The sequence below is a fragment of the Gardnerella sp. Marseille-Q9185 genome (assembly GCF_046508745.1).
Lineage (GTDB): Bacteria > Actinomycetota > Actinomycetes > Actinomycetales > Bifidobacteriaceae > Bifidobacterium > Bifidobacterium greenwoodii.
The window spans coordinates 607,976-633,694 of record NZ_JBKFWK010000001.1; the positions used below are offsets into that span (position 1 = coordinate 607,976).

At 43.5% G+C, this 25,719-nt stretch carries 18 protein-coding genes, 1 tRNA gene and 1 riboswitch; of the genes, 6 read left to right on the forward strand and 13 right to left on the reverse strand.

Going from position 1 to position 25,719, the window contains the following annotated elements:
* Positions 1-7: 7 nt before the first annotated feature.
* Positions 8-820: a hypothetical protein gene (locus ACLD5M_RS02310; protein ID WP_410314502.1), complete on the reverse strand. Its 813-nt coding sequence runs from the start codon at positions 818-820 to the stop codon at positions 8-10.
* A gap of 416 nt (positions 821-1,236) precedes the next feature.
* A riboswitch (TPP riboswitch) is annotated at positions 1,237-1,346 on the forward strand.
* A 112-nt stretch (positions 1,347-1,458) separates the two neighbouring features.
* Between ACLD5M_RS02310 and thiM the strand changes: the two genes are divergently transcribed.
* Complete coding sequence (gene thiM / locus ACLD5M_RS02315) at positions 1,459-2,925, forward strand: hydroxyethylthiazole kinase (protein WP_410314545.1); 1,467 nt, start codon at positions 1,459-1,461, stop codon at positions 2,923-2,925.
* A gap of 47 nt (positions 2,926-2,972) precedes the next feature.
* Here thiM and ACLD5M_RS02320 read toward each other — a convergent pair whose 3' ends face one another.
* From ACLD5M_RS02320 to glf, 7 genes are all read right to left on the reverse strand, one after another.
* Positions 2,973-4,337 carry a PFL family protein gene (locus tag ACLD5M_RS02320; RefSeq protein WP_410314503.1) on the reverse strand — a complete coding sequence of 455 codons (1,365 nt, stop codon included), beginning with the start codon at positions 4,335-4,337 and terminating at the stop codon, positions 2,973-2,975.
* A 60-nt stretch (positions 4,338-4,397) separates the two neighbouring features.
* A complete protein-coding gene (locus ACLD5M_RS02325; RefSeq protein ID WP_004136741.1) occupies positions 4,398-4,724 on the reverse strand; it encodes an ACT domain-containing protein in 327 nt (108 codons plus the stop codon).
* 89 nt (positions 4,725-4,813) lie between these two features.
* The gene (locus ACLD5M_RS02330) at positions 4,814-5,827 is read right to left on the reverse strand and encodes a ribose-phosphate diphosphokinase (protein ID WP_004136739.1); all 1,014 of its coding nucleotides are present in this window, start codon (positions 5,825-5,827) and stop codon (positions 4,814-4,816) included.
* 146 nt (positions 5,828-5,973) lie between these two features.
* Positions 5,974-6,984, reverse strand: coding sequence for a ribokinase (locus ACLD5M_RS02335; protein WP_410314504.1), 1,011 nt, complete (start codon positions 6,982-6,984; stop codon positions 5,974-5,976).
* A 42-nt stretch (positions 6,985-7,026) separates the two neighbouring features.
* Positions 7,027-8,025: a DMT family transporter gene (locus tag ACLD5M_RS02340; RefSeq protein WP_410314505.1), complete on the reverse strand. Its 999-nt coding sequence runs from the start codon at positions 8,023-8,025 to the stop codon at positions 7,027-7,029.
* A gap of 152 nt (positions 8,026-8,177) precedes the next feature.
* A tRNA-Ser gene (locus tag ACLD5M_RS02345) sits at positions 8,178-8,262 on the reverse strand.
* A 109-nt stretch (positions 8,263-8,371) separates the two neighbouring features.
* Positions 8,372-9,616: a UDP-galactopyranose mutase gene (glf, locus tag ACLD5M_RS02350; protein WP_410314506.1), complete on the reverse strand. Its 1,245-nt coding sequence runs from the start codon at positions 9,614-9,616 to the stop codon at positions 8,372-8,374.
* A 91-nt stretch (positions 9,617-9,707) separates the two neighbouring features.
* On the opposite strand from glf, the gene ACLD5M_RS02355 reads away from it, so the two are divergent.
* On the forward strand, positions 9,708-11,816 hold the full coding sequence (locus tag ACLD5M_RS02355) for a glycosyltransferase (RefSeq protein WP_410314507.1): 2,109 nt from the start codon (positions 9,708-9,710) through the stop codon (positions 11,814-11,816).
* A gap of 44 nt (positions 11,817-11,860) precedes the next feature.
* Here ACLD5M_RS02355 and ACLD5M_RS02360 read toward each other — a convergent pair whose 3' ends face one another.
* Positions 11,861-13,147, reverse strand: coding sequence for an ABC transporter ATP-binding protein (locus ACLD5M_RS02360; RefSeq protein WP_375169298.1), 1,287 nt, complete (start codon positions 13,145-13,147; stop codon positions 11,861-11,863).
* A 62-nt stretch (positions 13,148-13,209) separates the two neighbouring features.
* Positions 13,210-14,034 (reverse strand): ABC transporter permease, encoded by an 825-nt coding sequence (locus tag ACLD5M_RS02365; protein ID WP_004133710.1) that lies wholly within the window; start codon positions 14,032-14,034, stop codon positions 13,210-13,212.
* 194 nt (positions 14,035-14,228) lie between these two features.
* On the opposite strand from ACLD5M_RS02365, the gene ACLD5M_RS02370 reads away from it, so the two are divergent.
* Complete coding sequence (locus tag ACLD5M_RS02370) at positions 14,229-16,652, forward strand: glycosyltransferase family 2 protein (RefSeq protein ID WP_410314508.1); 2,424 nt, start codon at positions 14,229-14,231, stop codon at positions 16,650-16,652.
* A 1-nt stretch (position 16,653) separates the two neighbouring features.
* Here the strand turns inward: ACLD5M_RS02370 and ACLD5M_RS02375 are convergent, their stop codons facing one another.
* Positions 16,654-17,787 (reverse strand): phosphorylcholine transferase LicD, encoded by a 1,134-nt coding sequence (locus ACLD5M_RS02375; protein WP_410314509.1) that lies wholly within the window; start codon positions 17,785-17,787, stop codon positions 16,654-16,656.
* A gap of 215 nt (positions 17,788-18,002) precedes the next feature.
* Here ACLD5M_RS02375 and ACLD5M_RS02380 point away from each other — a divergent pair, with 215 nt between their 5' ends.
* Together ACLD5M_RS02380 and ACLD5M_RS02385 are read left to right on the forward strand one after the other, a co-directional pair.
* The gene (locus ACLD5M_RS02380; protein ID WP_410314510.1) at positions 18,003-19,793 is read left to right on the forward strand and encodes an NTP transferase domain-containing protein; all 1,791 of its coding nucleotides are present in this window, start codon (positions 18,003-18,005) and stop codon (positions 19,791-19,793) included.
* 19 nt (positions 19,794-19,812) lie between these two features.
* On the forward strand, positions 19,813-20,811 hold the full coding sequence (locus ACLD5M_RS02385; RefSeq protein ID WP_410314511.1) for an EamA family transporter: 999 nt from the start codon (positions 19,813-19,815) through the stop codon (positions 20,809-20,811).
* Here ACLD5M_RS02385 and ACLD5M_RS02390 read toward each other — a convergent pair.
* Together ACLD5M_RS02390 and ACLD5M_RS02395 are read right to left on the reverse strand one after the other, a co-directional pair.
* Positions 20,746-22,422 (reverse strand): glycosyltransferase family 39 protein, encoded by a 1,677-nt coding sequence (locus ACLD5M_RS02390; protein WP_116794257.1) that lies wholly within the window; start codon positions 22,420-22,422, stop codon positions 20,746-20,748. The genes ACLD5M_RS02385 and ACLD5M_RS02390 overlap by 66 nt on opposite strands.
* A gap of 109 nt (positions 22,423-22,531) precedes the next feature.
* A complete protein-coding gene (locus ACLD5M_RS02395; RefSeq protein WP_410314512.1) occupies positions 22,532-23,512 on the reverse strand; it encodes a glycosyltransferase family 2 protein in 981 nt (326 codons plus the stop codon).
* A gap of 129 nt (positions 23,513-23,641) precedes the next feature.
* Between ACLD5M_RS02395 and ACLD5M_RS02400 the strand changes: the two genes are divergently transcribed.
* Positions 23,642-25,465 (forward strand): glycoside hydrolase family 25 protein, encoded by a 1,824-nt coding sequence (locus tag ACLD5M_RS02400; RefSeq protein ID WP_410314513.1) that lies wholly within the window; start codon positions 23,642-23,644, stop codon positions 25,463-25,465.
* Positions 25,466-25,719 lie beyond the last annotated feature (254 nt).

Sequence of the window (25,719 nt, forward strand, 5' to 3'; positions counted from 1 at the left end):
GTTTTGACTAATTTTGCAAAACAGCTCGAGCGCGCGCATCCTTCAACGCAAGAAATACGCGACCTACACCAATAAAAATAAGCGTAAACACAACAAGCAAATAAGCAACTCCAACACCTAAAGTAGTGGCGTTAAAAGTCTGAGGAGCAAAACCAAACCAGCCTGCAGGAGCACCATAATTAAGGAAATTGTAAGGCGCACGCATTGCGTGAACACCCCAACGCACACCAGCAAACTCGCTAAGCATTGCAGCATAAGCAACATAAGCTAAAGGCGGAATCGTAGCAAAATAAATGTGTGCGCTGGTTGAACGGAAGCGATAGTCAAAAAGTATAAAATCTACGATTGCAAGAAGCGGTGCAATTGCGTGAACGCAAAGACTGCTACAACCGTTGCTCATATACGCACCAACAAAACCTAACTTATTCGTAGGAGCTAAGAAGCAAAGATAAAGCGTAAATGTTACTGCAATGGCGATTGTCATCATGAATTTAAAAACGTACCAAGCGTTAGATTTTGAGTCGAACCATGCGAAAGATTCTGCAGAATCTGGCTGCGCAGCTGAATCTACAGAATTACGAGCGCGCATAAAAGCTGTAGTGTCTAGCACAAGAGAACCAGCCAAAGCTACACAAATCATAAGATTAGAAAGATTTGTAAAGTAAGTAAAAGTCATAAGACCTTGCCACGAAGCTGCCATTCCGCAAACGGACGCGATTATTGCGATTGCTCGAATTACAGTGCGCGTGGCGTATTCACGCACATCGAGAGGATTCGCAGCAGCTGTGGTTTGTTGCTCTAGAATGGAGTTGTTTGCCATGTTGACTCGCTTTCGTAACGTATGTCGATTAGGTAATTTATAGACTACTTACTTACCATATTTATGTTTACACTACAGGAAAGCGAAAATCTGTAGAAAAAGTTGCAAAAATGCGGCGAGATTTTTGTAGATTCGTGCAAAGCGCGCGGCGACGCTCCAAACGCGAGAAAAGTTCCCCGCATTTGGAGCAATATGTCAGGCCAAACTCTCCAAACGCGAGAAAAGTTCCCCACATTTGGAGCAAAACGCCACGCCAAACACTCCAAACGCGGGAAAAGTCGCGCACGTTTGGAGCAATATGTCAGGCCAAACTCTCCAAACACGCGAAAAGTCGCGCACGTTTGTAGCACGAGCTTAGAACCTAACACGCACGTAACCAGCAAAAGCAAGTAAGTCACGAACAAAAGATATAGTCGAAGGATGGTTCGGAGTGCGCAATCGCCGCAAAATCGCGGGCGGCGCTGAGATTACATCCGTAGGACCTGATCTAGATAGTGCTAGCGAAGGGAAACATTATGACAATAGATAACGCTGCAGAAGCAAACAACAGCTCGCAAAAAACTTACGCATCTACTACTGAGTCAGCTGCAACAGCAACAAAAGTAGACACACTATTTTCCGTGCGTGCGCGACGTCGAATGTTCCTTAACGACGTTCGCCAATGCATCGAACGCGTACGCGCACAGCAGCCTCTTACACACTGCATAACGAACGTAATCGTACAAGACATAACCGCAAACGCACTGCTTGCCGCAGGCGCCTCGCCAATTATGGTCACAGATCCGGAAGAAGCGCACGCACTCGCACAAATTGCCTCCGGCGTGCTAATAAACGTAGGCACGTTCCATCAGCCTGAAACTTCAGAGTACATGCGCGCAGCCGTTGAAGGTTGCGAAAAAGCAGATACCCCATGGGTTCTTGACCCGGTTGGAATTGGCGTGCCGGCACTTGCTCCACGCACTCGCTTTATACACGAAATTATTAAGCACCACCCTACTGTAATTCGCGCAAACGCCTCCGAAATCATGGCGCTTGCAGGAAAAGAAAGCAACGGAAAAGGCGTAGATTCTCACGATAGCGTAAACGATGCTCTTCAAGCCGCGCGCGAACTAGCAAAAAAGTATGGCTCAGTAGTGGCTATTTCCGGCGAAAAAGATGCGATTTACGGCCACGGATGTTTAGCTCGTGTAACAGGCGGTCACAAAGCTATGACCAAAGTAGTTGGAACCGGTTGCGCTCTAGGCGCGATAGTTGCAGCATACGTTGGTGCAAACCCAGAACGTCCGCTCGCAGCAACTGTTGCAGCGCACGTGCATGCAGCAGCTGCTGGAACTTGGGCAGCTCGCCAAACCACAGCTCCCGGAACTTTCCGAACGCTGTGGATGGACGCGCTTTCAACTCTTAGCGTAAACGACATGTTTAGTTTGACAAATATTGAGTTCACCGTTGAGCCTGCGGATTGGACACTGTATTTGGTAACGGATCCACGCATGGGAAATCGTCCAGAAGAAGAAGTGGCTGTGGAGTCGGTTGAAGGCGGAGTTACAGTTGTGCAATTGCGCGATAAGTATTCCGACGATGATGAGATTTCAGCAAAGGCGAAAAAGTTGCGTCATGCGCTTATTGATTCCGGCCACGGCGACGTGCCTGTGTTCATAGACGATCATGTTGATTGCGCAGCTAAGCTTGGTTTCAACTTGCACGTTGGGCAAAAAGATACTCCGTTTGTTGAGGCGCGAAAGGCTATGCCGGCTGAGTGGATGGTTGGTCTTTCTTGCGCGCGGCCTGATTTGATGGAGAAAGCTTACCTAGAGTGCAAAGAAAACGACGTTCCGCTGCCGGATGTGATTGGCATAGGTGCCGCTTTCGAGACGCATACGAAGGCTCATGACGTGCCGCCTCTTGGAGTTGAAGGCGTGAACGAAGTTGCGAAAGTTGCGCACTCTATGGGTGTAAAAACATTGGCAATTGGTGGAATCCATGAGAATACGGTGTTCCCTATTCGCGATCTTGAGCTTGACGGAGTTTGCACTGTATCGGCGCTCATGTGCGCTGAGGATGCTGGAAAAGTAGCGCGCGAGCTTAAAAGCGTGATTACTAAATAATTACTTAGTGATTACTCAGTGATTACTCAGTGATTACTGAGTAATCACTAATTCTTAAAGCTGTGCACTGGGGCCGGAATACGCCCGCCTCGCGTTACGAAAGCTTCGCAACTGGTCTGATTCACCGGAATAATAGGCGCATATCCCATTAAACCGCCGAAGTTAGCCATCTGCCCAACGCCCTTTCCAATCACAGGAATAATGCGCACTGCGGTAGTTTTCTGATTGATCATTCCTATTGCGGATTCGTCAGCAATCATTCCAGAAATAGTAGCTGCGGACGTTTCTCCCGGAATAGCAATCATGTCAAGACCAACCGAGCACACGCAAGTCATTGCCTCAAGCTTTTCAATAGTCAAACAACCAGACTTTGCTGCAGCAATCATGTTCGCATCTTCAGAAACAGGTATGAACGCTCCGGAAAGACCACCAACATAGCTGCTGGCCATAATTCCGCCCTTCTTAACCTGATCGTTCAGCATTGCAAGCGCAGCAGTTGTGCCAGGAGCTCCAACCTGATCCAAACCAATCTTTTCAAGCACTTCACCAACTGAATCTCCAACTGCAGGCGTTGGTGCAAGCGACAAATCAATAATTCCAAACGGCACTCCAAGCCTACGAGAAGCCTCTTGTGCAACCAACTGCCCCACTCGCGTAATCTTAAAAGCAGTGCGCTTAATAGTTTCACATAGAAAAGCAAAATCTTTGCCTTTAGCCGCGTCGAGTGCGCTCGACACGACGCCCGGTCCGGAAACACCAACGTTAATCACAGCATCGCCTTCAGTAACTCCGTGGAAGCCGCCTGCCATGAACGGATTATCGTCAGGAGCGTTGCAAAAAGCCACGAATTTAACACAGCCGTAAGAATCTTTGCTAGCAGTCGACTCTGCAATCTTTTTAATCGTGCGCCCAAGCAACTCCACGCAATCCATGTCGATTCCAGTGCGAGTTGAGCCAACATTCACAGACGAGCACACAATTTCCGTCTCGCTTAAGGCTTGCGGAAGAGACTCAATAAGCATGCGGTCAGCTGCGGTCATCGACTTAGCAGGAAGAGCGGAATATCCGCCGATTAAATCAACTCCAACTGCGTGCGCTGCCCTGTCTAAAGCGTGCGCAATTTGCACAAAATCTTCAGGCTTTTTGCAAGACGACGCTCCAACAAGCGAAATCGGCGTTACGGTAATTCTCTTATTTACAATCGGAATGCCGTAATCGTGCGAAATATCGTTGCCAGTTTTTACGAGATCTTTTGCAAGACGCGTGATTTTTTCTTCAACATTGCGGCACACATCTTGCAAATTTTCGCAAGCGCAATCAAGCAAGTTAATTCCCATTGTGATTGTACGAACGTCGAGCTGTTCTTGCTCAATCATCGAATTAGTTTCGCTTACTTCCATCAGGTTGAGCATGGCGTACTTCCTTACATTTACTTAGATTGCTACGATATTGCTACGAGTTTGCTACGAATTTTAGATTCTGTGCATTGCGGTGAAAATATTGCTACGCTGGCAGCGAATACGCACGCCGATTTCGTTACCGAGCGCTTCTAATCCGTCCGCAAACTCACCAAATTCACAGTCCATAGTCGCCACATCAACAATCATCATCATATTGAAGAATCCGTCAACAATAGTCTGAGAAATATTCAAAATATTGACGTTATGATTAGCTGCATGCGAAGTTACTTTTGCAATAATACCAACTGTATCGCAGCCAACAACTGTAATAATCGCCTTAGAAGCGTCGCCTTTAGAAAGCGATTCCTGATTTTGTGCAATTGTAGTATTGGCGACCATATTTGCCTCCTGCTGTATTGCTGTGTGTATTTATTGCTGTGTTAATTTATTACTGTGTTAATTTTGCATTAGCTTTTCACTAATTATTTTTATGCATAAATATTATGCTGCTTCATATCTTCCGGCAGCGCATTTCGAAGCGACACAAGCGATCCGGAACGGAACACAGAACGAATACCAGCAGCAAGAAGAGGAGCAATCGAAAGAACAGTCATATTCTTAAGACGCTTTTCTTCCGGCACAGGAACAGTATCCGTCACAATAATTTCGCGAACACCAGCATCTTTCAAACGCTCAACAGCAGGACCGGAAAGCAAAGCATGAGTTGCAACCAACGTCACAGACTTAGCGCCCGCCTCGCGCAAAGTGCGCACAGCTTCACAAATCGTGCCAGCAGTATCAATCATGTCGTCAACAACAATGCAGTCACGCCCCTGAATATCACCGATAATTCCATGAGCTTCAGCATGATTTGGACGAGTAATATCGCGCGTTTTATGAATAAAAGCAAGAGGCAAATTGCCAAGTTTTGCAGCCCACTGTTCAGAAACTTTAATTCGCCCAGCATCAGGAGAAACAATAGTTGCGTTGTCGAGCTTCATAGAATTACGCACATAATCAATAAGCACAGGCATAGCAGTTAAATGATCAACCGGACCGTCAAAGAAACCCTGCTCCTGAGTTGCATGCATGTCAACCGTCAAAATACGAGTCGCACCGGCAGCACGGAATAAATCAAACATAAGACGCGCTGTAATAGGCTCACGACCCTGATGCTTTTTATCCTGACGCGAATATCCAAAGAACGGCGCAACCACGTTAATACTGCGAGCAGAAGCGCGACGCAAGGAATCAACCATAAGCAGCTGTTCCATAATCCAATTGTTAATAGGATTCGTATGCGCTTGAAGCACAAACACATCCGATCCACGAACTGGCTGAGTAAAACGCACGTACATTTCGCCATTCGCAAAATCGTAGGCAGTAGTCTCAAGCACATCAATACCAAGATATTTTGCAGTTTCCGCAGCAAGTTCCGGATACGCACGACCGGTAACAAGCATCATCTGCTTTTTTGGATTGCCTTCAAGAATTGTTGACATGATTGCCTTCCCGTTTGCAAACTTGCATGTACAGTGACAGAGTCGCTTTTTATTTTAGCAGGTAACGCGCCGGATTAGACACAGCCGGTGATTTACGCATAAATTACGCAAATAATTATTTAATAATTACTTAATAATTACTTAAATTACTTAGAAAAATACGCGCGAATTTCGTCTGCAGTTCCGTAAGAAGCCTGAGCGCCAAAGCGAGTTGCAGCATACGCAGAAACATAGGATGCTAAAGCTGCCGCTTCCGGCAATGACATTGAAGCAGCCAAACCAGCCAAAATTGTACCCATAAACGCATCTCCGCAACCGGTAGTGTCTTGAGCATTAACACGCTGTGCAGCAATACGGCAAACAGGATCTTCCTCAGCATACTGCAAAACAACAGAACCATCGCCGCCTAAAGTCACAACAGCCTCATCAAAACCAAAGTTGTGCATAACTTCAGCAGCATGATTCCAATCAAAACCATCCCAATTGCCATCTTCTGGCTCATCAATATTAAGCAACTGCGCCATCTCATGCTCATTCACAAGCAAAATGTCAGCAGCATCAATCAAATCCTTCGGCAAAGTAGGCACAAAAGGAGAATTATTAAGCAAAACTTTTACACCAGCATCGTGCGCAATTTTCGCCGCCGCTGTAACAGTTTCCATCGGGCTTTCCAAGCAAAGGCCAAGTACGCGAGCGCTAGTCAAAGCACTTTTAACAGACTCAATATACGCAACCGTAACGTGCGCATTAGAACCAGGCGCGTAAACAATCGTATTTTCGCCGCCCTGAGCATCAACCGTAATAACCGTTGCGCCGCTAGGAGTGTTATCGACGTGCAAAATATTAGTGGTGTCAACACCAGCATTGTTCAAAGAATTAAGTAAAAAGTCGGCGTTTTTATCGCTGCCAACAGCACCAAACATGCGCACATGCGCGCCAATTTTTGCCGCCGAAACAGCCTGATTTCCAGACTTTCCTCCAGGAAGAACCTTCAATTCGCCACCATTAACTGTTTCGCCTGGTTTTGGAAGACGGTCGGCAACAATCGTGTAGTCGGCGTTCATTGAGCCAACCACTGCAATCGCAGACTTGACGCAGTCATCAGCCTTCACTTTTTCTAATACATCCAGCGAGTCTAAAGTATCGTGGTAGCGCATCAAAATTCCTTTCTTTGTTTGATTTTTATTTTATAACCTAAGTCAGTCAGTACGCTTGCACAGAAGAATCATCATTATGAAGATAAGCCCGAAGCCCACGAAATCCGCCCACGAAAAAACAGCGCCCGTAAACATAACGGCCGTAATCGCAGCAGTAACCGGCTCGCTCGCGCCAAGAAGCGTTCCTTTCACAGAACCTACGCGCATAATACCCTCAAGAAACAACCAGTAGGCTCCAAAAGTGCCTGCAACAACTGTAAAAGTAAACAGCAAAAGCGCGCGCCAATCAAGCGGAGGCATAGTTTCCCACGGGCGCACAAACGGAAGCATAATCAGCCCCGAAATAATAAAAGTAATGCCGTTTACAGTAAGATTTCCCCATTTTGCAATCAACTTCACCGGCATAATCGCGAGCGCCGCAGTACTTGCAGCATCTGCCAATCCCCAAAGCAAACCCATAATCGGCAGGGAAAGCGAAGAAAGATTGCCACCCGTTGCCATTAAAGCAGTTCCTGCAAAAGCTAGAACAACGCCAATTGTTTCGCGAATAGTTGGCACGCGGCGAGTATGCAAGCACGCATAAACCAGCACGAATAGAAGATTAAGGCTTTGAAGCACAGTTGCGGTTCCGGAATTAGTCCAGTCGATTGTGCACAAGTACGAAACTTGCGTAAGCAGCACGCAAACTACGCCAGTAACAGCCATTGAAATCCACGTGCGGCCAGATTTTACTGCTCCTGTAAGCTTTTTCGGCGTGCAAGCTGCTGCAGTAATGCTAAACAATATGCCGGCTGCAATTTGACGAACGCAAGCGATTTGCAAAGGAGATACGTGATACGTTGACATGAGGATTTTTGAAACTGTTGCGTTTGCGCCCCAGAATGCGCCGCCTAAAAGAGTTAACAAAATGCCGATGAGTATGGCGTTCGTTGAATGGTTGAATGCAGGATTAGGGCGATCCGGCGTACTCGCTATTGCTTTTGCAGCGGATTTTGAAGTGTCGAAAGTTTTAGAGCCAGTTTGTAACTTAAGCTTAGACATATCAGATTCACCTCGCATCCCCAAAACAAGCGATTATGCAGCAATTATTGCACGCGCGCCCAACTAATATTGCACGCGCGCAAACGGGGTAAGCAGCATAACTTGGAAAACAAAAAGCTCCCGACGCTAAATCAGCGTCAGAAGCTTAAGCGCGGAGAATACGAGATTCGAACTCGTGAGGCTGTTACACCAACACGCTTTCCAAGCGTGCGCCATAGACCACTAGGCGAATTCTCCAAACTGCTAACTTAGCAAGCAAATCACCCGCCAAGCAAACAACTTAAACAGAATACCACGAATTTGAGATATTGCAAACTCGCGCGCGCCGCGACAACGAAAGTTGAGATTACTTAATCAAAGGCGCTACTTGCGTTTCGTAAGCACGCAAAGCCATGTCGATTACGTTGTGCATATCGTAGTAGCTGTAAGTACCAAGCCTACCGCCGAAAACAGTGTTCGGCTCAGCTGCTGCAAGCTCCGCATAGCGTGCATACAAGGCTTTATCTTCCTCAGTATTCACAGGATAGTAAGGCTCATCCTCACGAGTTGCAGCGCGCGAATACTCCTGCCACACAACAGTCTCCCCAGCTTTCACGCTTTTACCCGGCACGAAATCAGCTTCACCACTAGTCTCACCAGCAACGCCCTCAACTTCCTCACGCTCTGGATTAAAGTTCTTAAACTCAATCGCGCGCGTAAACGGAACGTCCGCATCCGAATAATTCATAACTGGGCAACCAAAGTGGTCGCTCTCCTCGTAACGCACTTCCTTAAAGTCCACGGTACGCCACTTTAGCTCGCCAAGCTTATAGTCAAAATACCTATCAACCGGACCTGTATAAACCACTGGAACTCCAGCCTCAGCCAACGCACGCTTATTAAACGGCTGCGATTCGTCGAAAAAGTCTACGCCAAGAGAAACGTGAATTCTAGGATCGTCAATCATGCGCTGCATCCAAGCTGTGTAGCCGTCAGTAGGCAAGCCTTCCCAAGTGTCTTTAAAGTAGCGATTATTGTAGTTAAATCGCACAGGCAAGCGCTTAATAATTCCAGCAGGAAGCTCGGAAGGATCCGTTTGCCACTGCTTTGCCGTGTAGTTTTTAATAAACGCTTCGTAAAGCGGTCGCCCAATTAAGCTAATGCCTTTATCGTTCAAATTTTGCGGATCTTTACCAGCCAACTCCCCCGCTTGGCTTGCAATCAAAGCCTTCGCTTCTTCTGGAGTGTAGTGTGCATGGAAGAATTGGTTAATTGTACCCAAGTTGATTGGCAGCGGATAAACTTCGCCGTCATGCGTTGCATAAACGCGATGCACGTAGTTAGTAAACGTTGTAAAACGATTCACATAATCCCATACGCGCTTGTTGCTTGTGTGGAAAAGATGCGCGCCGTACTTGTGAATTTCAATTCCCGTGCCCTTGTCAAAATACGAGTAAGCGTTTCCACCAATGTGATTACGAACATCAATAATTTCAACGCGAGCGCCAGTATGCTCCACTGCTTGTTGAGCTACAGTTAAACCAAACAAGCCCGCTCCAACAACTACTAAATCTGGGTAAGTTGTATTTTGGGAGGTTGCTGCCTGCGTCATATTATTTACCTTTCGTACTTTCGGTTGTTTTACGCACAATACACTTTAAGAATAGGCTTAAGCGTATATATACGTATATATAATGTCTAATATGACTAAGGCAACGAGTGCAGAAACCAAAGATAAACAAGCAATGCAAAAAAAGCAAGATACTAGCAGCGCAAATAGCAGCAACGAGGGCTGGGAAGTTGTAAATCGCGTTGTTTACCCTGTAAAAGACGCGGAAATTACTATGCCACTTTACGTAATTCCTTGGCATCGCTCCTACTTGCAGCGCACTGTGCTCGATCCTCGTATGAATACGCGCGCAATCGATATAAATAATCTAAATCTCACTGATTTCAAAAAGCTTCTTGCAGATACTAGCAGCCACCTACCAAATGTTGAAACTCAAGGCATTTGCACTGTTCTTTCGCGCAACTCACTTTGCGTTGCCGCCGGAAAGCACGTGTCACTTTGCACTTTCTTTAACGCTTTTCCTGCAAGCTATTGGCAGCATTGGACGCGCGTAAAAACTGTTAAGTTTACTGCTCGCGTTGAGGGAGCAGGCGCGTTGCAACTTATGCGTTCGACCGGTCGCGGACTTACGTATCCGGTGCAAAAGTTTGAGTTTGATTCTAGCAATCAAACAAATCAGCCAGCTCAAGTTATTAGCTACGAAATTCCTATGACTGGTCTTGCAGACGGCGGATATTTTTGGTTTGATGCGAAAGCGAGCGATTCTAGCTGCTTTACTGTTAGCGATGCTGAGTGGAGCGTACCGCGCACAAATAAAGTGCAATCAGGAAAACAACCGCAATCAAATAGCACTTTTTCTATTGCTATTACTACCTTTAACCGCCCTTCATACTGCCATAATCAGCTGAAGGCAATAGCAGAAAACAAAGCACTTCGCGCGCGACTTGACACAATTTATTGCACAGATCAGGGCACGGATTTAGTAAAGAATCAACCTGGATTTAACGAAACAAGCGCAAATCTTGGCAGCCAACTTACCTACATTCAGCAGGCTAATTTAGGCGGTTCCGGCGGATTCTCGCGAGGCATGTTTGAAACGCTTAAAGCAGGAAAAAGCAGCTACACTATGCTTCTCGACGACGACGCAATTAGCGAAACAGAGTGCATTCTTCGCGCGCTTCAGTTTGCCGACTACACAATTAAGCCTGCTATTATTGGCGGAGGGATGCTTCATCTTGACAATCGCACGGTTCTTTACACTCAAGGCGAACGATTCACTCGCAACAACGTGTGGATGAAGCCTTCACAGAATCTTGATTACAATCATGATTTTGCAGCTATTACTTTGCAAGATTGCCCTGAGCGCCATCAGCGAATAGACACTGATTACAACGGTTGGTGGATGAGTCTTATTCCGACTGCGATTATGAAAGAAATCGGTCTTTCGCTTCCTGTGTTTATTAAGTTTGATGATACTGAGTATTCGATTAGAGCGCTTGAGCACGGGTATCACACGATTTGCCTGCCGGGAGTGGCAGTTTGGCACCAGGCTTGGCACGATAAGGATCCTTCGCGCACTTGGGAAGAGTATTTCTTCCAGCGCAATCGTTGGATTTGCGGACTGCTTCATTGCACTCGTCCAAGCTTACGTTTTGCGATTGAAATGCTTCGAAGCGACTTGGCTTCCGGCTTAAAACTTGCGTATTCTGCTATGCGTTTGCATCATATGGGATTGCAGGATATTTTGCGCGGACCACAATATATTGTTGATTCAATGCCTCAAAAGCTTGGCGAGGTTCGTAAAGCACGTCAATCCTTTAGCGATACGCAGCCTGTAAGTGACGAAGCGCTTATTAGCGAGGTTTTGCGAGAGCACGTAAGTCCGTTTACTGCGCATGATGCTAAGGCTTTGCGTAAGACGCAGAAGCGCGCTACGATTAAGGCTTTGTTTGCTCACGAAAAGCATACGAAGAATCCTCGTCCGGAAGTTGCGATTCCAGCGCAAGACGTTTCTTGGCCATCGTTTGTGGGAGTTAATACTGCAATCGTTACGGCTCCAGATGGCACTACTCTTAATCTTTTCCAGCGAGATAGCAAGTTATTCCGTAAAATGTTGCGTGCGGACGCACTTTTGGCGTTAAAAATGTTGCGTAAGTGGAAGAAGCTTTCTCGGGAGTATCGCAGCTACGATATGGCGAGCGTTGAAAGTTGGGAGCAAATCTTCCGAGCTAGCAACAAGTAACAGCGACATAGGAAACATTTGCCGGTAATTTTCCGGCAAATGTTTCACGAAACCTGCTTAATCATCATCGCGCGATCGCTTAGCAAAGCATAGTCGCGATTTCGACTATCTCTAATCACAAACGTGCAAGCGTTCGCATCCACTGCCACGGCAAGCAAATCCGTGTAGTCGTCCTCAGTTGGGCTAGGCGTGCGCAAGGAAGTAAACAGCGTAAACTCGCCATTGTTAAACAAATTTAGCGGCATTTCAAAATACACTGTTTGATGCCCGCGCTTCTGCATTTTCAGCACTTTAGAACCAGTATCGTAAGTAATTCCTCCGCGCCGAATGTCATGCAAAGCAATCGCTAAATAGAAGTCACCCGGCTCGTCGTACTGATATTCCACAGCAAAACGGAAAGTATCGCTGCTCTTGTAAATCTTGTCTTCCAAAGCATAGGTTCTAAGCAGCGGACACTTTGCGTTCAAACCTTGAGCATACTGCCCCTTGCCTAGCTTTTCACCAAGCTTATTTTGCTTTTCGCGCTCTGCCTCAATATTTGCCAAAGTATATTGATCTGCCACGGACTCAGTGTTTCCAATTGCTGCAACTTCACCGTCACTAATCATCATCGCACGCGTGCAATAGCGTTTCACAGCATTCATATCGTGCGTAACAAGAATAACGGTTTTAGTTGGATCTTTACGAATATCTGTAAAGAACGCGTCACACTTGCGCTGAAAAGCTTCGTCTCCAACGGCCAAAACTTCGTCAAGAACTAAAATATCTCCCTGCGCTTTAATTGCCACAGAAAACGCTAAGCGAACTTGCATGCCCGAAGAGTAATTCTTTAACTTTTGATCCATAAAGTCTTCAAGCTCAGCAAATTCCACAATATCGTCGTACATTGCGTCGATTTCTGCGCGAGTAAATCCAAGTAAAGCTCCGTTAAGATACACGTTTTCGCGGCCGGTAAGTTCCGGGTTAAAACCAACACCAAGCTCAATAAACGGCACAAGCTTGCCTTTTACTTTTACACTTCCAGTATTTGGATAGTAGATTTGCGAAATAATTTTTAAGAGGGTTGATTTGCCTCCGCCATTTCGCCCGACTATGCCAAAGAATTCGCCGCGATGCACGTCGAAGCTTATGTCTTTAAGAACGTTCTGAATTTTGTAGCCTTTAATACCCTTAGTAAGATTTATAAACGCTTGCTTTAAGCCGGTTGCTTGCTCGGTTGGTAACTTAAAATATTTTCCTACGTGATTGACTGATAAAACAATATCGTCATCACGCACTTGCGCTGCTTGCGCTTCTTGCACTTCCGCCGCTTCTTCCTGCAACTTACTCATAAATTTCACTTCCCCATCGTAACTGTCATAAATATCGTAAAATTTTTCGTAAATTTAGCACGCTACATAATTTCTACAAAAGTGCGACTATTTTTTCGGAATATATACACTCCAAGCCACACTATTAGCACGGTAAGCAAAAGCGGCACGCAAGACATCCACGAGAATCCAAATTCACTCCACACGGTTGGTTGCGTTTCGGGAGCCAGCATATTGTGTCGCATATCCTGAATACATTGCGCTATAGGATTAAGCAGCTCAAGCTTTGCCAGCACCGCAAAAATACCGCCCTTATTAATCACGTAACTAAGCGGATAAATAATCGGCATTCCGTAGAACAGCAGCTGCTGAGCCACTTCCCAAATATGCAAAATATCGCGGAAGAACACGTACATAGTAGACATTATTAGCGCCATTCCGATTGCAATTGCATAAAGCTGAATCAGACTTATTGGAAGCAGAATCACTCTCCACGTAAAATGCACTCCGCCAATAATCGCAAAAATAAGCACGACTACTAAATTAATCAAAAAGCTTATTAAAGATCCAACCGTTGCCGAAACAACCACAATGTAGTTTGGAAAATGGATTTTGCGCAACAAATCGCCACGATCTACAAGTGAGCGCAAACCAATCGAAGTTGATTCTTGCACAAACTGCCACGCGCTAATTCCCATCAAAAGAACCACAGGGTATGTTGGCGTGCCGTCTGTCATTCGCAAAAACTTGCCAAAAATAAGATACATAACGCAAAACATCATCAACGGCTTCAACGCCGACCACGCCACACCCAAGAAAGAGCCTTGGTAACGCAGCTTAAAATCGGTTTTTACTAAACCGCGAAGCACGATATTTGCATACGCGTACTTTTTACGACAACGAGCCATGAGATTTTTCACGCTCTTAATAATATCAGTTATGTTGTAATTGAATGTTTTAATTGAAATGATACTTTAGCCTAAATGAGCTTATTGCTAAAACGAGCTTATAGTTGAAAATAGGCTTTAGTAATAACAATTGAGCGCTGCATTTGAATACACTAAATCAACATTCATAAACCACTTATGCTAACATCGTACGTATGCCGAAAGTATCGATTATTGTTCCAATTTATAACGTTGAAGCCTTTTTACCAGAATGTTTAGAGTCTATTCAAAATCAAACTTTTAAAGATTGGGAATGTTTGATGTTTTCGGATGGAAGCAAAGATGGTTCCATCGATATTATGAAGTCTTTTGCAAAAAAAGATAGTCGCTTTGTGGTAATTGAAAAAGAAAACGAGGGCTACGGAGCTACTTGCAATCGCGGTTTGGAACGCGCTAAAGGCGAGTGGATTAGCATTATTGAGCCTGATGATTTTATTGATCCGCATATGTATGAGCGTTTGCTAAGCAATGTTGAGATTGCTGTAAAAAATTCTGGCAAAGTCGGCGAAACTGGCTCAACACTAGATATTATCAAAGGCGGATACTGGCTTTTTTACGACGGCAAAGATGGTTATAAGTCGGCTGTAGAAACGCCAAACTTGTGCTATTTCATGCCTGAGCATCGCACTATTTTTAATCTTAGCGAATTTGCTGAGCCTTTCTACCATCATCCTTCTATTTGGTCGGCTATTTACCGCAAAGATTTTCTTAACGGAGATAACCGCAATCACGAAATCATACGTTTTAAGCCAATTCCTGGAGCCGGATGGACCGATAATCCTTTCTTTGCACAAACTATGGTTTTAGCAAATAAAATCTGCTGGAATCCTGGAAAGTACTACTATTATCGTCAAACTAATCCGGGCGCATCTAGCTTATTGAAGGATTTCCATCTTCCTTTCGACCGTTTGCGAGATATGCGCGAGTTTCTTAGTAAGCAGAATATTTCTCGCGAAATTTTGCACGCTTTTTATTCTCGCGAATTTGATTACGTAAACTCCTTGATTACAGAGTTTGGTTTTGACGATAAGAATCCGGAAATCCGCAAACTTATTTATGAAGTTTTTAGTTCCATGGATTCAAAAGAAGTTTTCCTTATGGCATCACGCCTTAAGCCAGAATTTATGGATTATTACATGGATTTCCTCGGCTCATCATACGAAGTTAAGCAACAAAAAGCAGAGGCAAATCCTAAGCTTTCGCTCGTAATATTTACGCATAATGCTCATTCTTGGATTGTTGATTCGCTTAAAGCTTGCAGCTCAATAAGCAGTATTCCTTGCGAATTTATTATTGTTGACTCGCATTCAAACGACAGTACGCTTGCAATTGCCCAAAAGTTTACTAGCAAAGATAAGCGTTTTACAATTCAGTCGCATGAAGATACCGCAAGTATTAAAGATATGCTTTCTAAAGCAATTTCTTACGCTCACGGCACATACACAATGTTTATGCCTTCAAGCTACATAATTAACGAAAAAGTGCTATCTGAAGCGCTAAATCAGGTGCAGTATTATAACGAAATTTGTGAAAAAAATGGAGAAGATGCGGCTAAATATGCAGCCAAAAACGCTGCCCAAGTCACGAATAAAAATGATAGTAAAACAGCCAGCGTCGACCTCGCTTTCTTCAACAATAAAAGCAAACACAGCGATTATTTGATTGATTGTGCATTAAAAAATAGCGCAAAAACTAAAGAATCTAATATTTTGCGCCAGCAGTTTATTATGCCAACAAATTCGGAAGATGCTAATAAAGACGTAAGTTACGGTCTTTATAAAGCTAGCGATATTCCGGAACTTTTGTTAGACAGCTGCTACAGTTATGGCTGGCAAAAAATTTGGCGAACCGACTTTTTGAAAGCTTCTAAAGCTGAAGCTGGAGAACACGACCTGCCTTCAACTTTAATGACTTTTACAACTCGCGCAGCATTAAAAGCACAGAAAATACTGTATTGCGATTTGTCTAAAACTTACGAAGATGCTTATGGAAGATTCAGTGTTGGAGCTGACGAAGGATTCGAAAACCTTCACCACACTAATATTCCAGAAAACTTCTGGCTTTCTATTGAGCATCACGCTACTCAAGATGAATCGCCTCTTGAAGTTGATTCCGTAATCGAAACCGGAGAATGGCTTAAAAGCGAAGGCTTGCTTGATCAATACAATCGCGGATACGTAAATTCGCTTGTGAACAGTTTTGTTCACGACTGCCATACACGAGTAACGTCTGAATCTTTGGCAGATATTGTTCATAATAAGCTTCAAGAAGTGATACAAATTATGGATTATGATCAAATTTCTAAGAATTTGCCAAGCTACTTCTACGATGAGCTTTCGTATAACGAATTCCAAAAGTTGCAGCTAAATACCGCTTCACGCACTTTGTGGCTTAAAGAGCGCATGCTTAAATTTGAGAGCAAAACTCTAAACTACGAGCAGGAAATTAGCAGTATTCGCACTTCTGCACGCTACGTTATTGGCGAGAAAATCGTGACGGCAGCAAAAAAGATAACTCTTCCTATGTTTATTGCAAAATTGCAGAAAAAGTTCCGTCTTATGAGGCGAAATAGCAAATAATTTACTTAGTTGCGTAAGGATTTGTTGCTATATCTTCCTCAATCGCATTTATAATGCACTGATTCTCAAGGCAATCGCGACTAACATGCTGGAAGTGCGAGAACATGTCTGCTGGAAGCTGATAAATATTCCCGTAATAACTGTACAGAATTTTTTGCGCATCATTTGGCACACATACTGAAAAATCTTCAAATTGATCTTGATTTAGCGGGAACATGTTTTTGCAGCTAACCATATATATGGATTCTGCATCAACATTATCAATACCGTAAATAACGCCATAAGTTTCATTAGTTGAAGATTTAGAAATAATATTTTCGTTTTGCGCAATTTCGCGATACTTTGTAAAAATACTTTCGATTTCTCTAGTAAACTTAGCACCATCTTCACGATACCCGCCTTTAAGCCACTCATCATAGAATGGCTGCGAGCGCAAATCATCTTGCAAAGTTTTACGAATCTCAATAAATCTTCGTCTAATCTGCTCATTGTACTCAGGCAAATAATCGTAGAAGAAAATATCTATAAAGCTAGGATTTTCAGGATTTTTGTAGCGCAAACGCAACTGCCTGCAACATACGTAAGGATCAAAAACAAGAACTGCACGGTAGCGTTTCGACAACTCCTCATCATTTTGAAGAAGATTGAGTAAGGTATCAATATCTTCTCTAATCATTCCAAGATCAACATCATCATCCCATGGAATAAATCCGCGATGACGAACAACACCAAGCAAAGTTCCAAAATCAGCCCAATATTGAAGATTATGTTCGCGCGCAATTTCAGCAAACTCGCTTAAAAGACTAGCGCAACCTCGTTGAATAAGTCGCACAGAACCTGTTGCTTTAGGAAGCGAATAGTAAAAACGCTTACGCGCGTCCAAATCGCTTTCATTGTCACGCCTGTAATTAGACCAACCTAAAAGTGACGAATGCTCACGATTCGTAAGCATATCGACGTGCAGCATACGCTGATTTTCTAGTATATGTACCAGCTGACCGTCGAGAATTTCCTGCATGCGAGTTAAGCGAGTCTGCAAATCGCCAACTTGTGCGCGAAGATCTCTTATTGAACGCTTAGAGGAAGGACAACGGTCAATAAGCCCACGGAATAATCTACGAAATACTGACGCCATAATTCACACCTTCTGTATGTTTCTCCACTTTTACTCTCGATAAGTCATATGGTTATTCATTATATACGCTTTGTTGCTTGCGGGCGACCTATTCTTTACACAGCTGAGTTGTTTTGGTCGGATTTATACTCTCACTGTTCAAAATAAAGATTCAATAGCTATTTTTGAACGCTTGTTATATAATGAACAAAACACCAATCACAAGTGAGATGCGCATGGCTATTAATCACAACGAATTTAGGCTACTTACTGCCCTACTAAATAACACAAACAACTCCCAGCAAATAAGTCAGCGAGATATTGCCACGCGCGCAGGAATTTCGCTCGGAACTGTAAATTCTGCAATCAAAAGCGCAGAAAATAAGCATCTTATTAAAGCGGCAGAAACATTGCAAATTACACCTAAAGGTCTTGCTGAACTTGAGCCGCACAAAGTTAAAAACGCTATTATTATGGCCGCAGGATTTTCGTCAAGATTCTCACCAGTTTCGTACGAAACTCCAAAAGGCTTGCTTACAGTAAAAGGCGAAGTTCTTATTGAGCGCCAAATCAAGCAACTTCACGAAGCTGGGATTAACGATATAACTGTTGTTGTTGGCTACAAACAGGAGCAGTTTTTCTACTTAGAAGACGCTTTTAACGTAAAAATCGTGCCAAATAGCGAATACAACACTCGCAATAATAACAGTTCGCTTATGGCTGTAGCGAACCAGTTATCTAACACTTATATTTGCTCATCAGACAACTATTTTGACGAAAATCCCTTTGAAAAATACGTTTGGAAAGCTTATTATTCCGCACAATTCCAGCAAGGATACACTAAAGAATGGTGCATGACTTGCGGAGCACATAATCGCATTACAAAAGTTACGATTGGCGGAAGTGACGCTTGGTACATGATTGGTCACGTGTATTTCGACACCGAATTTTCTAAGCGATTTGTGCAAATTCTTCGCAAAGAATACGATTTGCCGCAAACTGCAGGAAAACTTTGGGAAGATATTTTTATTGAACATATTGACGAGCTAGATATGCAAATGCGCAAATACGATCCGCCAATTATTCACGAATTTGATTCTATTGACGAGTTGCGCGAATTTGATCCGCTTTTCCTAGAAAATATTGATAGCGCAATTTTTGATCATATTACTAAAACGCTTAATTGCAAGAAATCCGATATTTATAACGTGTATCCACTAAAAAATGGTCTCACTAATTTATCTTGCCATTTTTCAGTTGGAAAAAGCGAGTACGTTTATAGACATCCTGGCGTTGGCACAGACGTGCTTATTAATCGAAAGGCGGAAGTTGAAGCTTTAAATCTTGCTAAGCAGATTGGTTTAGACGGCACTTTTATTGCAGCAGACGAAACTGTTGGCTGGAAGATTTCGCACTTTTTGCCCGATTGCAAAACAGCTAATATGCACAATTTGAAAGAGCTTAAAGAGGGATTGGCTTTAGTGCGCTTATTACACGAAAGCAACAGAAAGATGCTTAGAACTTTCGATTTTTACTTAGAATCTCAACGTTACATAAGCGAATTAAATAATAGAAAAGTTACGATTCCGCAAAAAATTATTGATCTGGGATTGAGCGCAAAAAAGCTTCACGAATTAGTAGTATCTAAGGATCCACAAAACTACTGTCCTTGCCATAACGATGTTTTGGGAGCAAATATTTTAATCGACAAACAAAATCGATACCATCTTATTGATTGGGAATATGCCGGAATGTCTGATTATGCGCAAGATTTTGGCACTTTATGCGTTTCGGACGAATTTAGCGATACTGAAATAAACGAAGCTATGCCTATTTATTTAGCACACACTCCGTCAACTCAAGAAAAGCGTCATTTGCTGGCTTTTGTGGGATTCGCAGGATGGTGTTGGCATTTGTGGTCGCTTGTTAAAGAAGCGGAAGGCGAGAACATAGGAACTTGCATGTATACCTACTACCGGTACGCAAAACGCTATATTAATGAAGCTCTTAAAATGTACGAAAATTAAAACACGAAATTAGGTACTTATGAAATACGCGTTTTTAAGCGGATTCCTTTGGGGAATTGACACTGCCTTACTTGCAGTTTTAACCACATTTCTTAGCTATAACAGCAGCACTAATTCAGTAATATTCGTTGGTATTCTTGGAGCTCTACTCCACGACGCTGTATGCGCAATTTTTATGTGGATTTACATAAGTACTCGAAAAAAATGGCATAAAACGCTTGAAATACTAAATAAACCACGGATTCTGGCACTTATTATCGTAGGATCTTTACTTGGCGGACCACTCGGCATGAGCGGATACGTTTTAGCAGCAAGCAATATAGGAGCTGGATACGCTGCTGCAATTTCCGCCTTCTACCCTGCAGTTGGAACTGTACTTTCTGCGTTAATACTTCGCGAGCGCTTAAGTGCGTCAAAATATGCAGCTTTTGCGTTAGCTCTTATTGCGGTTTCTGCTTTAGGATACTTTTCTTGCGCTCAAGATGCTCAATCTTACGCAAATTCAAACACAATACTTGGTTTAGCCGGAGCAATTTTAAGCGTAGTTGGTTGGGGAAGCGAAGCTGTTGTGTGCGCTTGGGCTACGCACCAAAAAAGCATAGACGACGAAATAATACTTCATATTCGCCAAACTACATCCGCATTTGCTTACGTTATTATTGCGATTATTGCGATTACTTCTAGTATATTTGTCTCTTCTGCAGGCACTTCTGCAGGCACTTCTGCAGTCACTTCTACAGGATTAGAATCCTATATTTCACTAAACACAAGCTCGCTTCAAGCTTTCAAAATAGCAGGAATGGCGATTATTGTCGGCCTTCTTGGAGTGAGCTCGTACCTTTGCTATTACCGCGGTATTGCGAAAGTTGGAGCATCTCGCGCAATGGCTGCAAACGTTACTTACGCAGCTTGGAGCATGATAGTAACAGCAATAATCTCATGCACAATGCCGTCAGTTTTGGCTTGGATTTGCTGCATTACTATTATGTGCAGCACGGTTTTCGTAGCACGTCAGTAACATATCAAAGCCGCGAGCTGCAAACGGAATCATAAGCAAATACGCAGGAAGAATATACTGCGACTGCGCTTCCCAAACAATGTACAAAACTGCCATTCCTAGCACTATAACAAGCGGAGTCAAAAGCGGAGTCAAGTATTCGTAAGAAAATTCGCAAGAAATCTTAGACAAAGAAGAAGGCGACTTTCTTTTACGCAACAATACGCACAGAAATACTGTTGTAAACGCAACAAGCATAAATTGAAGAGCATCTAGGAAGGTAAAAACAACCATATTTAACTTTCCAGAATAAAGCGAGCGTAAAGCAGGATTCATTTTGCGATCAATTAAAACCTGCCTGTACGGACCGTTCCACTTCCAACTGCTTGCAAGCAAAGATTCGTAAGTTGGTTCAAGCCACTCTCCCGCAAACTTTTTAGTAAAGAAAGTCGCTATTTGCTTAGGATTTTTTAAGAAGAAATTAATATTTTTGCGTAAAAATTCAGTAGATTCCTTCTTTATAGTCTCTTTATTATAGGTTGCAACGTCAAAGCTAGTTGGGTATCCGTTATACCAGCCAGGATTATTTGGACCGCCTTTTCTGGCAGGATCCGTTGCCATCGCAAGCCAAACTGTAGAAGGCAAACCATCTTTTGCACTATGACCAAAAGAATTAGCTGCATCCGCAACCGTAACATTACTTAAAGCAAAGAACGCGATTGCAAGCAACACGCAAACAGCATGCTCCCACTTTTTAGAACGCAAAGCAGACACAATCCACACAACAATCATGCCAAGTAAGCAATAAACCATAGTAGACTTAAGTAATATTGCAAAGAATATGCAAATCAACGATTGCATTGCATCACGCCAACTGCCACCACGAATATTTTTTGCGTGAAAAATAAGCGCTCCAAACACAAACGGCAAGCAAAGCGTATTGCCGTAAGCAAAAGTCGCGTAAAAAATCATAGGCAAAAATGCTGCATAAAAAAGCAAAGAAAGAATCGTCACATTTTTATTGCGGAATAATAAATTCACGTAGTACGCAATAAGAACGCCAGTAATAGCCGCACATAGTACGTTCAAAACTTCAAACGCAGTGTATGCGTTAGGGCCAAAAACTATTACCAAAAATCGCATAAGAGAAAGAAGCGGGAATTGGAATGGGAAGCGAGTCAAGTAACCGCCCGGGCACACAATCCAAGATAATTCCGAAGTGTCAACTCCACAAACCACAGGAGTTCTATTAGGATCTGCATAATATTGCGCTGCGCTAAACAGGTATGCTGGATCCCACTCCGGCCACGCGTGAGTAACATGTACCCAAATTAAACCTGCCACAAAAACATAAGCAAAAACAGCGGCCGCAACGTAGCGTATACGCAACTTATTAATAAGCTCACGTTTTCGTAAAAACGCAATAATAAAGAATATTGCTGCGCTTATAGCAATTACGAATGGAGCCTGGAACCATAAAAATTCAAGAGTGTAGTCGCCTGGTAAAAGATGAGCTGAAATAACTAGATTAAGCAAGGATAATGCGCTGAAAAATACTGCAGCGCACCAAAGTGCGGCAGTACTAAAAAAGCGCCCAAGCATTACGCTTATATTCTGCAAACACTTAACCATACTTTCAAACCCCTTTAAAAGATTACTTTTACAAAGTGCCTTTACAAAGATTATTTATAAAAATCGTATTTACAAAAATCGTATTTACAAAATTATATTTATATTATATTTACAAAGATTGCTCAATATAGTAGCGCGGACGATGCTTCGATTCCAAATAAATCTTGCCAATATAACTTCCAAGAATACCCATAGAAATCATAAGGAATCCGCCAATAAACCATATTGAGCACATAAGCGAAGACCAACCAACAGCAGTGTGATTAGTAAACAGCGACGCAATTACGTAAATAAACATTGCGAAACCAATAACAATAGAAAGCAATCCCATATACGTAACTAATTTCAGCGGCTTAACAGAAAACGATGTAATTCCCTCTAAAGCAAAGGAAATCATCTTTTTCAAAGGATACTTAGAAACGCCAGCCGTTCTTACTCCACGCTCGTAATAAACTTTTGCGGTTTTAAAACCAAGCATTGGCACAATTCCGCGCAAGAATAAGTTGACTTCGCTGTACTCAGAAAGAGCATCCAACGCAATCGAACTCATTAAACGATAATCCGCATGGTTTGGCACAACTTCTGCACCCATTGAGGCAAAAATCTTATAAAAAGCCAAGGCTGTATTTCGCTTAAACCAAGTGTCTTTTTTGCGCGAAGAGCGAACGCCGTAAACAATTTCGCAACCATCTTGCGCAAACTTTTTAAGCATTTCATCAACAGCGTTTACATCATCTTGCAAATCGGAATCCATAGAAATTGCTGCATCACAACCTTGCTCGCGCGCATACATAAGACCCGCATACAGCGCATTTTGGTGACCGCGATTATGCGCAAGCTTTACACCGCCAAAAAGTGAAGGATTTTTGCGATTAAATGAGGCGATTAAATTCCAAGTAGAATCTTTTGAACCATCGTCAACAAAAATTACGCGACTGTACGAATGAATAAGTTTCTGATTCATAAGATTAGTCATCTTATTTTGAAGAACAGTCGCCGTTTTAGAAAGACCTTCTTCCTCGTTAAAGCAAGGTACAACAATGTACAAAATTGGCACACTTTCATGCGCGCTGTTTAACGAAGTATTCATAATCTAACAATCTCCAGAAACTGTATTTACAAGTAGACAGTATAGTCTAGTACAAGAATCTAAAGTCACATAGAAAAATAAAAAACGACATTTCTGTTGATTTTGCGCCAATTTTATGGTGCTGTTGCTATGGTAGTAGCAGATAAACACGTAAAAAACATGTCTGGAGGACTCGTGGGACAGATTATCGTGCGTGTATTAGCTGGATTAGCTTCAATTGCTACCGCATTTACTATGAACGTTGTAGCACCTAAGCAGACCTCATTGCCTACTGGCGCTTTGAAAAATAATGTTGCAAATACTATAGTGCAACCTCATGCTTCCGGCGTTGTGCGTCAAACATCGCTTTCTGAAAATGAATATGGAGCTCATTGGGAAGATTCCGATGGTTCACCTGCTTTTATTGACGGAAACGGTGACGAATTCGTTAAAAACGCCAAAGGTGTTATTGACGTTTCTGAGCATCAGCATTTAATTGATTGGGATGCTGTAAAAGATTCCGGCATAGACGGCGCGATTATTCGCATTAGCTACGGTTGGGGTAATGGCTACGACAAGCAGGCTTTGCGCAATATTAGCGAGTGCAAGCGTCTTGGTATTCCATTTGGCATTTACATGTATTCTTACGCAGAAAAGCCGGAAGATGGTGCAGCTGAAGGTGCAGATATTGTCAGTCTTTTGAAGGGCGCTGGAGTTGATCCTGAAGATTTGACTTACCCTGTTTACTACGACTTGGAAAGGTGGAGCTGGAGCGGTCATAAACCACCAACATCCCCATACGTTTACCAGGATATTGTTGCTTCATGGTGGAATCAGTTAGTTTCTGCAGGCTACCATAAGCTCGGCGTTTACTCTTATACGAATTATTTGAGAGGACCATTAAATTCTCAGTATATTCACGAGCGCACAAGCTGGGTTGCTAGCTACGGTTCTCGCGTAGGCTTCCCTATTTCTACAGCTTTGCGCGGATGGCAGTATACGTCAAGCGGCAGTGTGAACGGCATTGAGGGTCGCGTTGATTTGAACGCATTTGGAATGGCTGATGGCGGCGAAATCAATGGCGTTTCTGAGTTTGGTAACACGATTACTAATACCAGCGCGAATTCTTCGCAAGATGTTGGAGACGGCTGGAAAGTAAGCAAGAAAGCGAATCGCCGCGATCTTTGGACCAACGGAGATAAAAGCTTTATTCTGCAGTATGAATTGCGCGACTCCTACTACGGTCACGGCGGATACGCTCGCCTTGGCGCCCCTGTTGCAGACGAAGAAAACTTGGGCGGCGGCTGGTGGCGTCAACGCTGCAAGAACGGCGACGTTATTACGCAAGGCCGAGATAAGAAATACGTAATTCAGTACGAATTGCGCGACTCCTACTACAAGCACGGAGGATTCACTCGTCTTGGCGCTCCTATTGCAGACGAAGAAAACTTGGGCGGCGGCTGGTGGCGTCAGCACTGCAAGAACGGCGACGTGTTTACGCAAGGCCGAGATAAGAAGTACGTAATCCAGTACGAATTGCGCGACTCCTACTACAAGCACGGAAGCTATTCGCGACTTGGATCGCCTATTTCCGACGAGGAGAACATGGGCGGAGGCTGGTGGCGTCAACGCTGCAAGAACGGTGACGTTTGGACTCAAGGCAAAGACATTAAGTACGTGATTCAGTTTGAGTTACGCGACTCTTATAACGGACATCGCGGTGCTGCTTGGCTTGGCGCTCCTGTTGCTGAAGAGGAAAACATGGGCGGAGGCTGGTGGCGTCAACGCTGCAAGAACGGAGACGTTTGGACGCAAGGTAAATATAAGAAGTTTGTTCTTATGTTCAATCTTCGTAAAGATTACTACGCTCGCGGCGATTTCGCTAAAGTTGGCGCCCCTGTTGAAGACGAGCATTACGACGGCAATGGTATTTGGCGTCAGACTTGCCAAAAGGCTATATTGCAAGCTAAGTAATTAAGTTTACTAATCTAATAAAGTGGCCGGTGTGCTAAACAGCATGCCGGCCATTTTTATATAGTTTGTTTTGCATATTAATTGCTTCGTCATTCATTCATGTGGATACTTGTGCGCTCCAAATGCGGGGTAAGTTCCTCGCGTTTGGAGCGATTCACGAAGCTAAACCCTCCAAATGCGGGGTAAGTTCCTCGCGTTTGGAGCGATTCACGAAGCTAAACCCTCCAAATGCGAGATAAGTTCCTCACGTTTGG

Bases quoted from the DNA above. Each gene is read 5' to 3' on its own strand.
- ACLD5M_RS02380 (WP_410314510.1), top strand. From the start codon at position 18,003: ATGGCTATTAATCACAACGAATTTAGGCTACTTACTGCCCTACTAAAT.
- ACLD5M_RS02310 (WP_410314502.1), bottom strand. From the start codon at position 820: ATGGCAAACAACTCCATTCTAGAGCAACAAACCACAGCTGCTGCGAAT.
- ACLD5M_RS02360 (WP_375169298.1), bottom strand. From the start codon at position 13,147: ATGAGTAAGTTGCAGGAAGAAGCGGCGGAAGTGCAAGAAGCGCAAGCA.
- glf (WP_410314506.1), bottom strand. From the start codon at position 9,616: ATGACGCAGGCAGCAACCTCCCAAAATACAACTTACCCAGATTTAGTA.
- ACLD5M_RS02355 (WP_410314507.1), top strand. From the start codon at position 9,708: ATGACTAAGGCAACGAGTGCAGAAACCAAAGATAAACAAGCAATGCAA.
- ACLD5M_RS02370 (WP_410314508.1), top strand. From the start codon at position 14,229: ATGCCGAAAGTATCGATTATTGTTCCAATTTATAACGTTGAAGCCTTT.
- ACLD5M_RS02340 (WP_410314505.1), bottom strand. From the start codon at position 8,025: ATGTCTAAGCTTAAGTTACAAACTGGCTCTAAAACTTTCGACACTTCA.
- ACLD5M_RS02325 (WP_004136741.1), bottom strand. From the start codon at position 4,724: ATGGTCGCCAATACTACAATTGCACAAAATCAGGAATCGCTTTCTAAA.
- ACLD5M_RS02385 (WP_410314511.1), top strand. From the start codon at position 19,813: ATGAAATACGCGTTTTTAAGCGGATTCCTTTGGGGAATTGACACTGCC.
- ACLD5M_RS02330 (WP_004136739.1), bottom strand. From the start codon at position 5,827: ATGTCAACAATTCTTGAAGGCAATCCAAAAAAGCAGATGATGCTTGTT.
- ACLD5M_RS02400 (WP_410314513.1), top strand. From the start codon at position 23,642: ATGGTAGTAGCAGATAAACACGTAAAAAACATGTCTGGAGGACTCGTG.
- thiM (WP_410314545.1), top strand. From the start codon at position 1,459: ATGTTCCTTAACGACGTTCGCCAATGCATCGAACGCGTACGCGCACAG.
- ACLD5M_RS02320 (WP_410314503.1), bottom strand. From the start codon at position 4,337: ATGCTCAACCTGATGGAAGTAAGCGAAACTAATTCGATGATTGAGCAA.
- ACLD5M_RS02365 (WP_004133710.1), bottom strand. From the start codon at position 14,034: ATGGCTCGTTGTCGTAAAAAGTACGCGTATGCAAATATCGTGCTTCGC.
- ACLD5M_RS02375 (WP_410314509.1), bottom strand. From the start codon at position 17,787: ATGGCGTCAGTATTTCGTAGATTATTCCGTGGGCTTATTGACCGTTGT.
- ACLD5M_RS02395 (WP_410314512.1), bottom strand. From the start codon at position 23,512: ATGAATACTTCGTTAAACAGCGCGCATGAAAGTGTGCCAATTTTGTAC.
- ACLD5M_RS02335 (WP_410314504.1), bottom strand. From the start codon at position 6,984: ATGCGCTACCACGATACTTTAGACTCGCTGGATGTATTAGAAAAAGTG.
- ACLD5M_RS02390 (WP_116794257.1), bottom strand. From the start codon at position 22,422: ATGGTTAAGTGTTTGCAGAATATAAGCGTAATGCTTGGGCGCTTTTTT.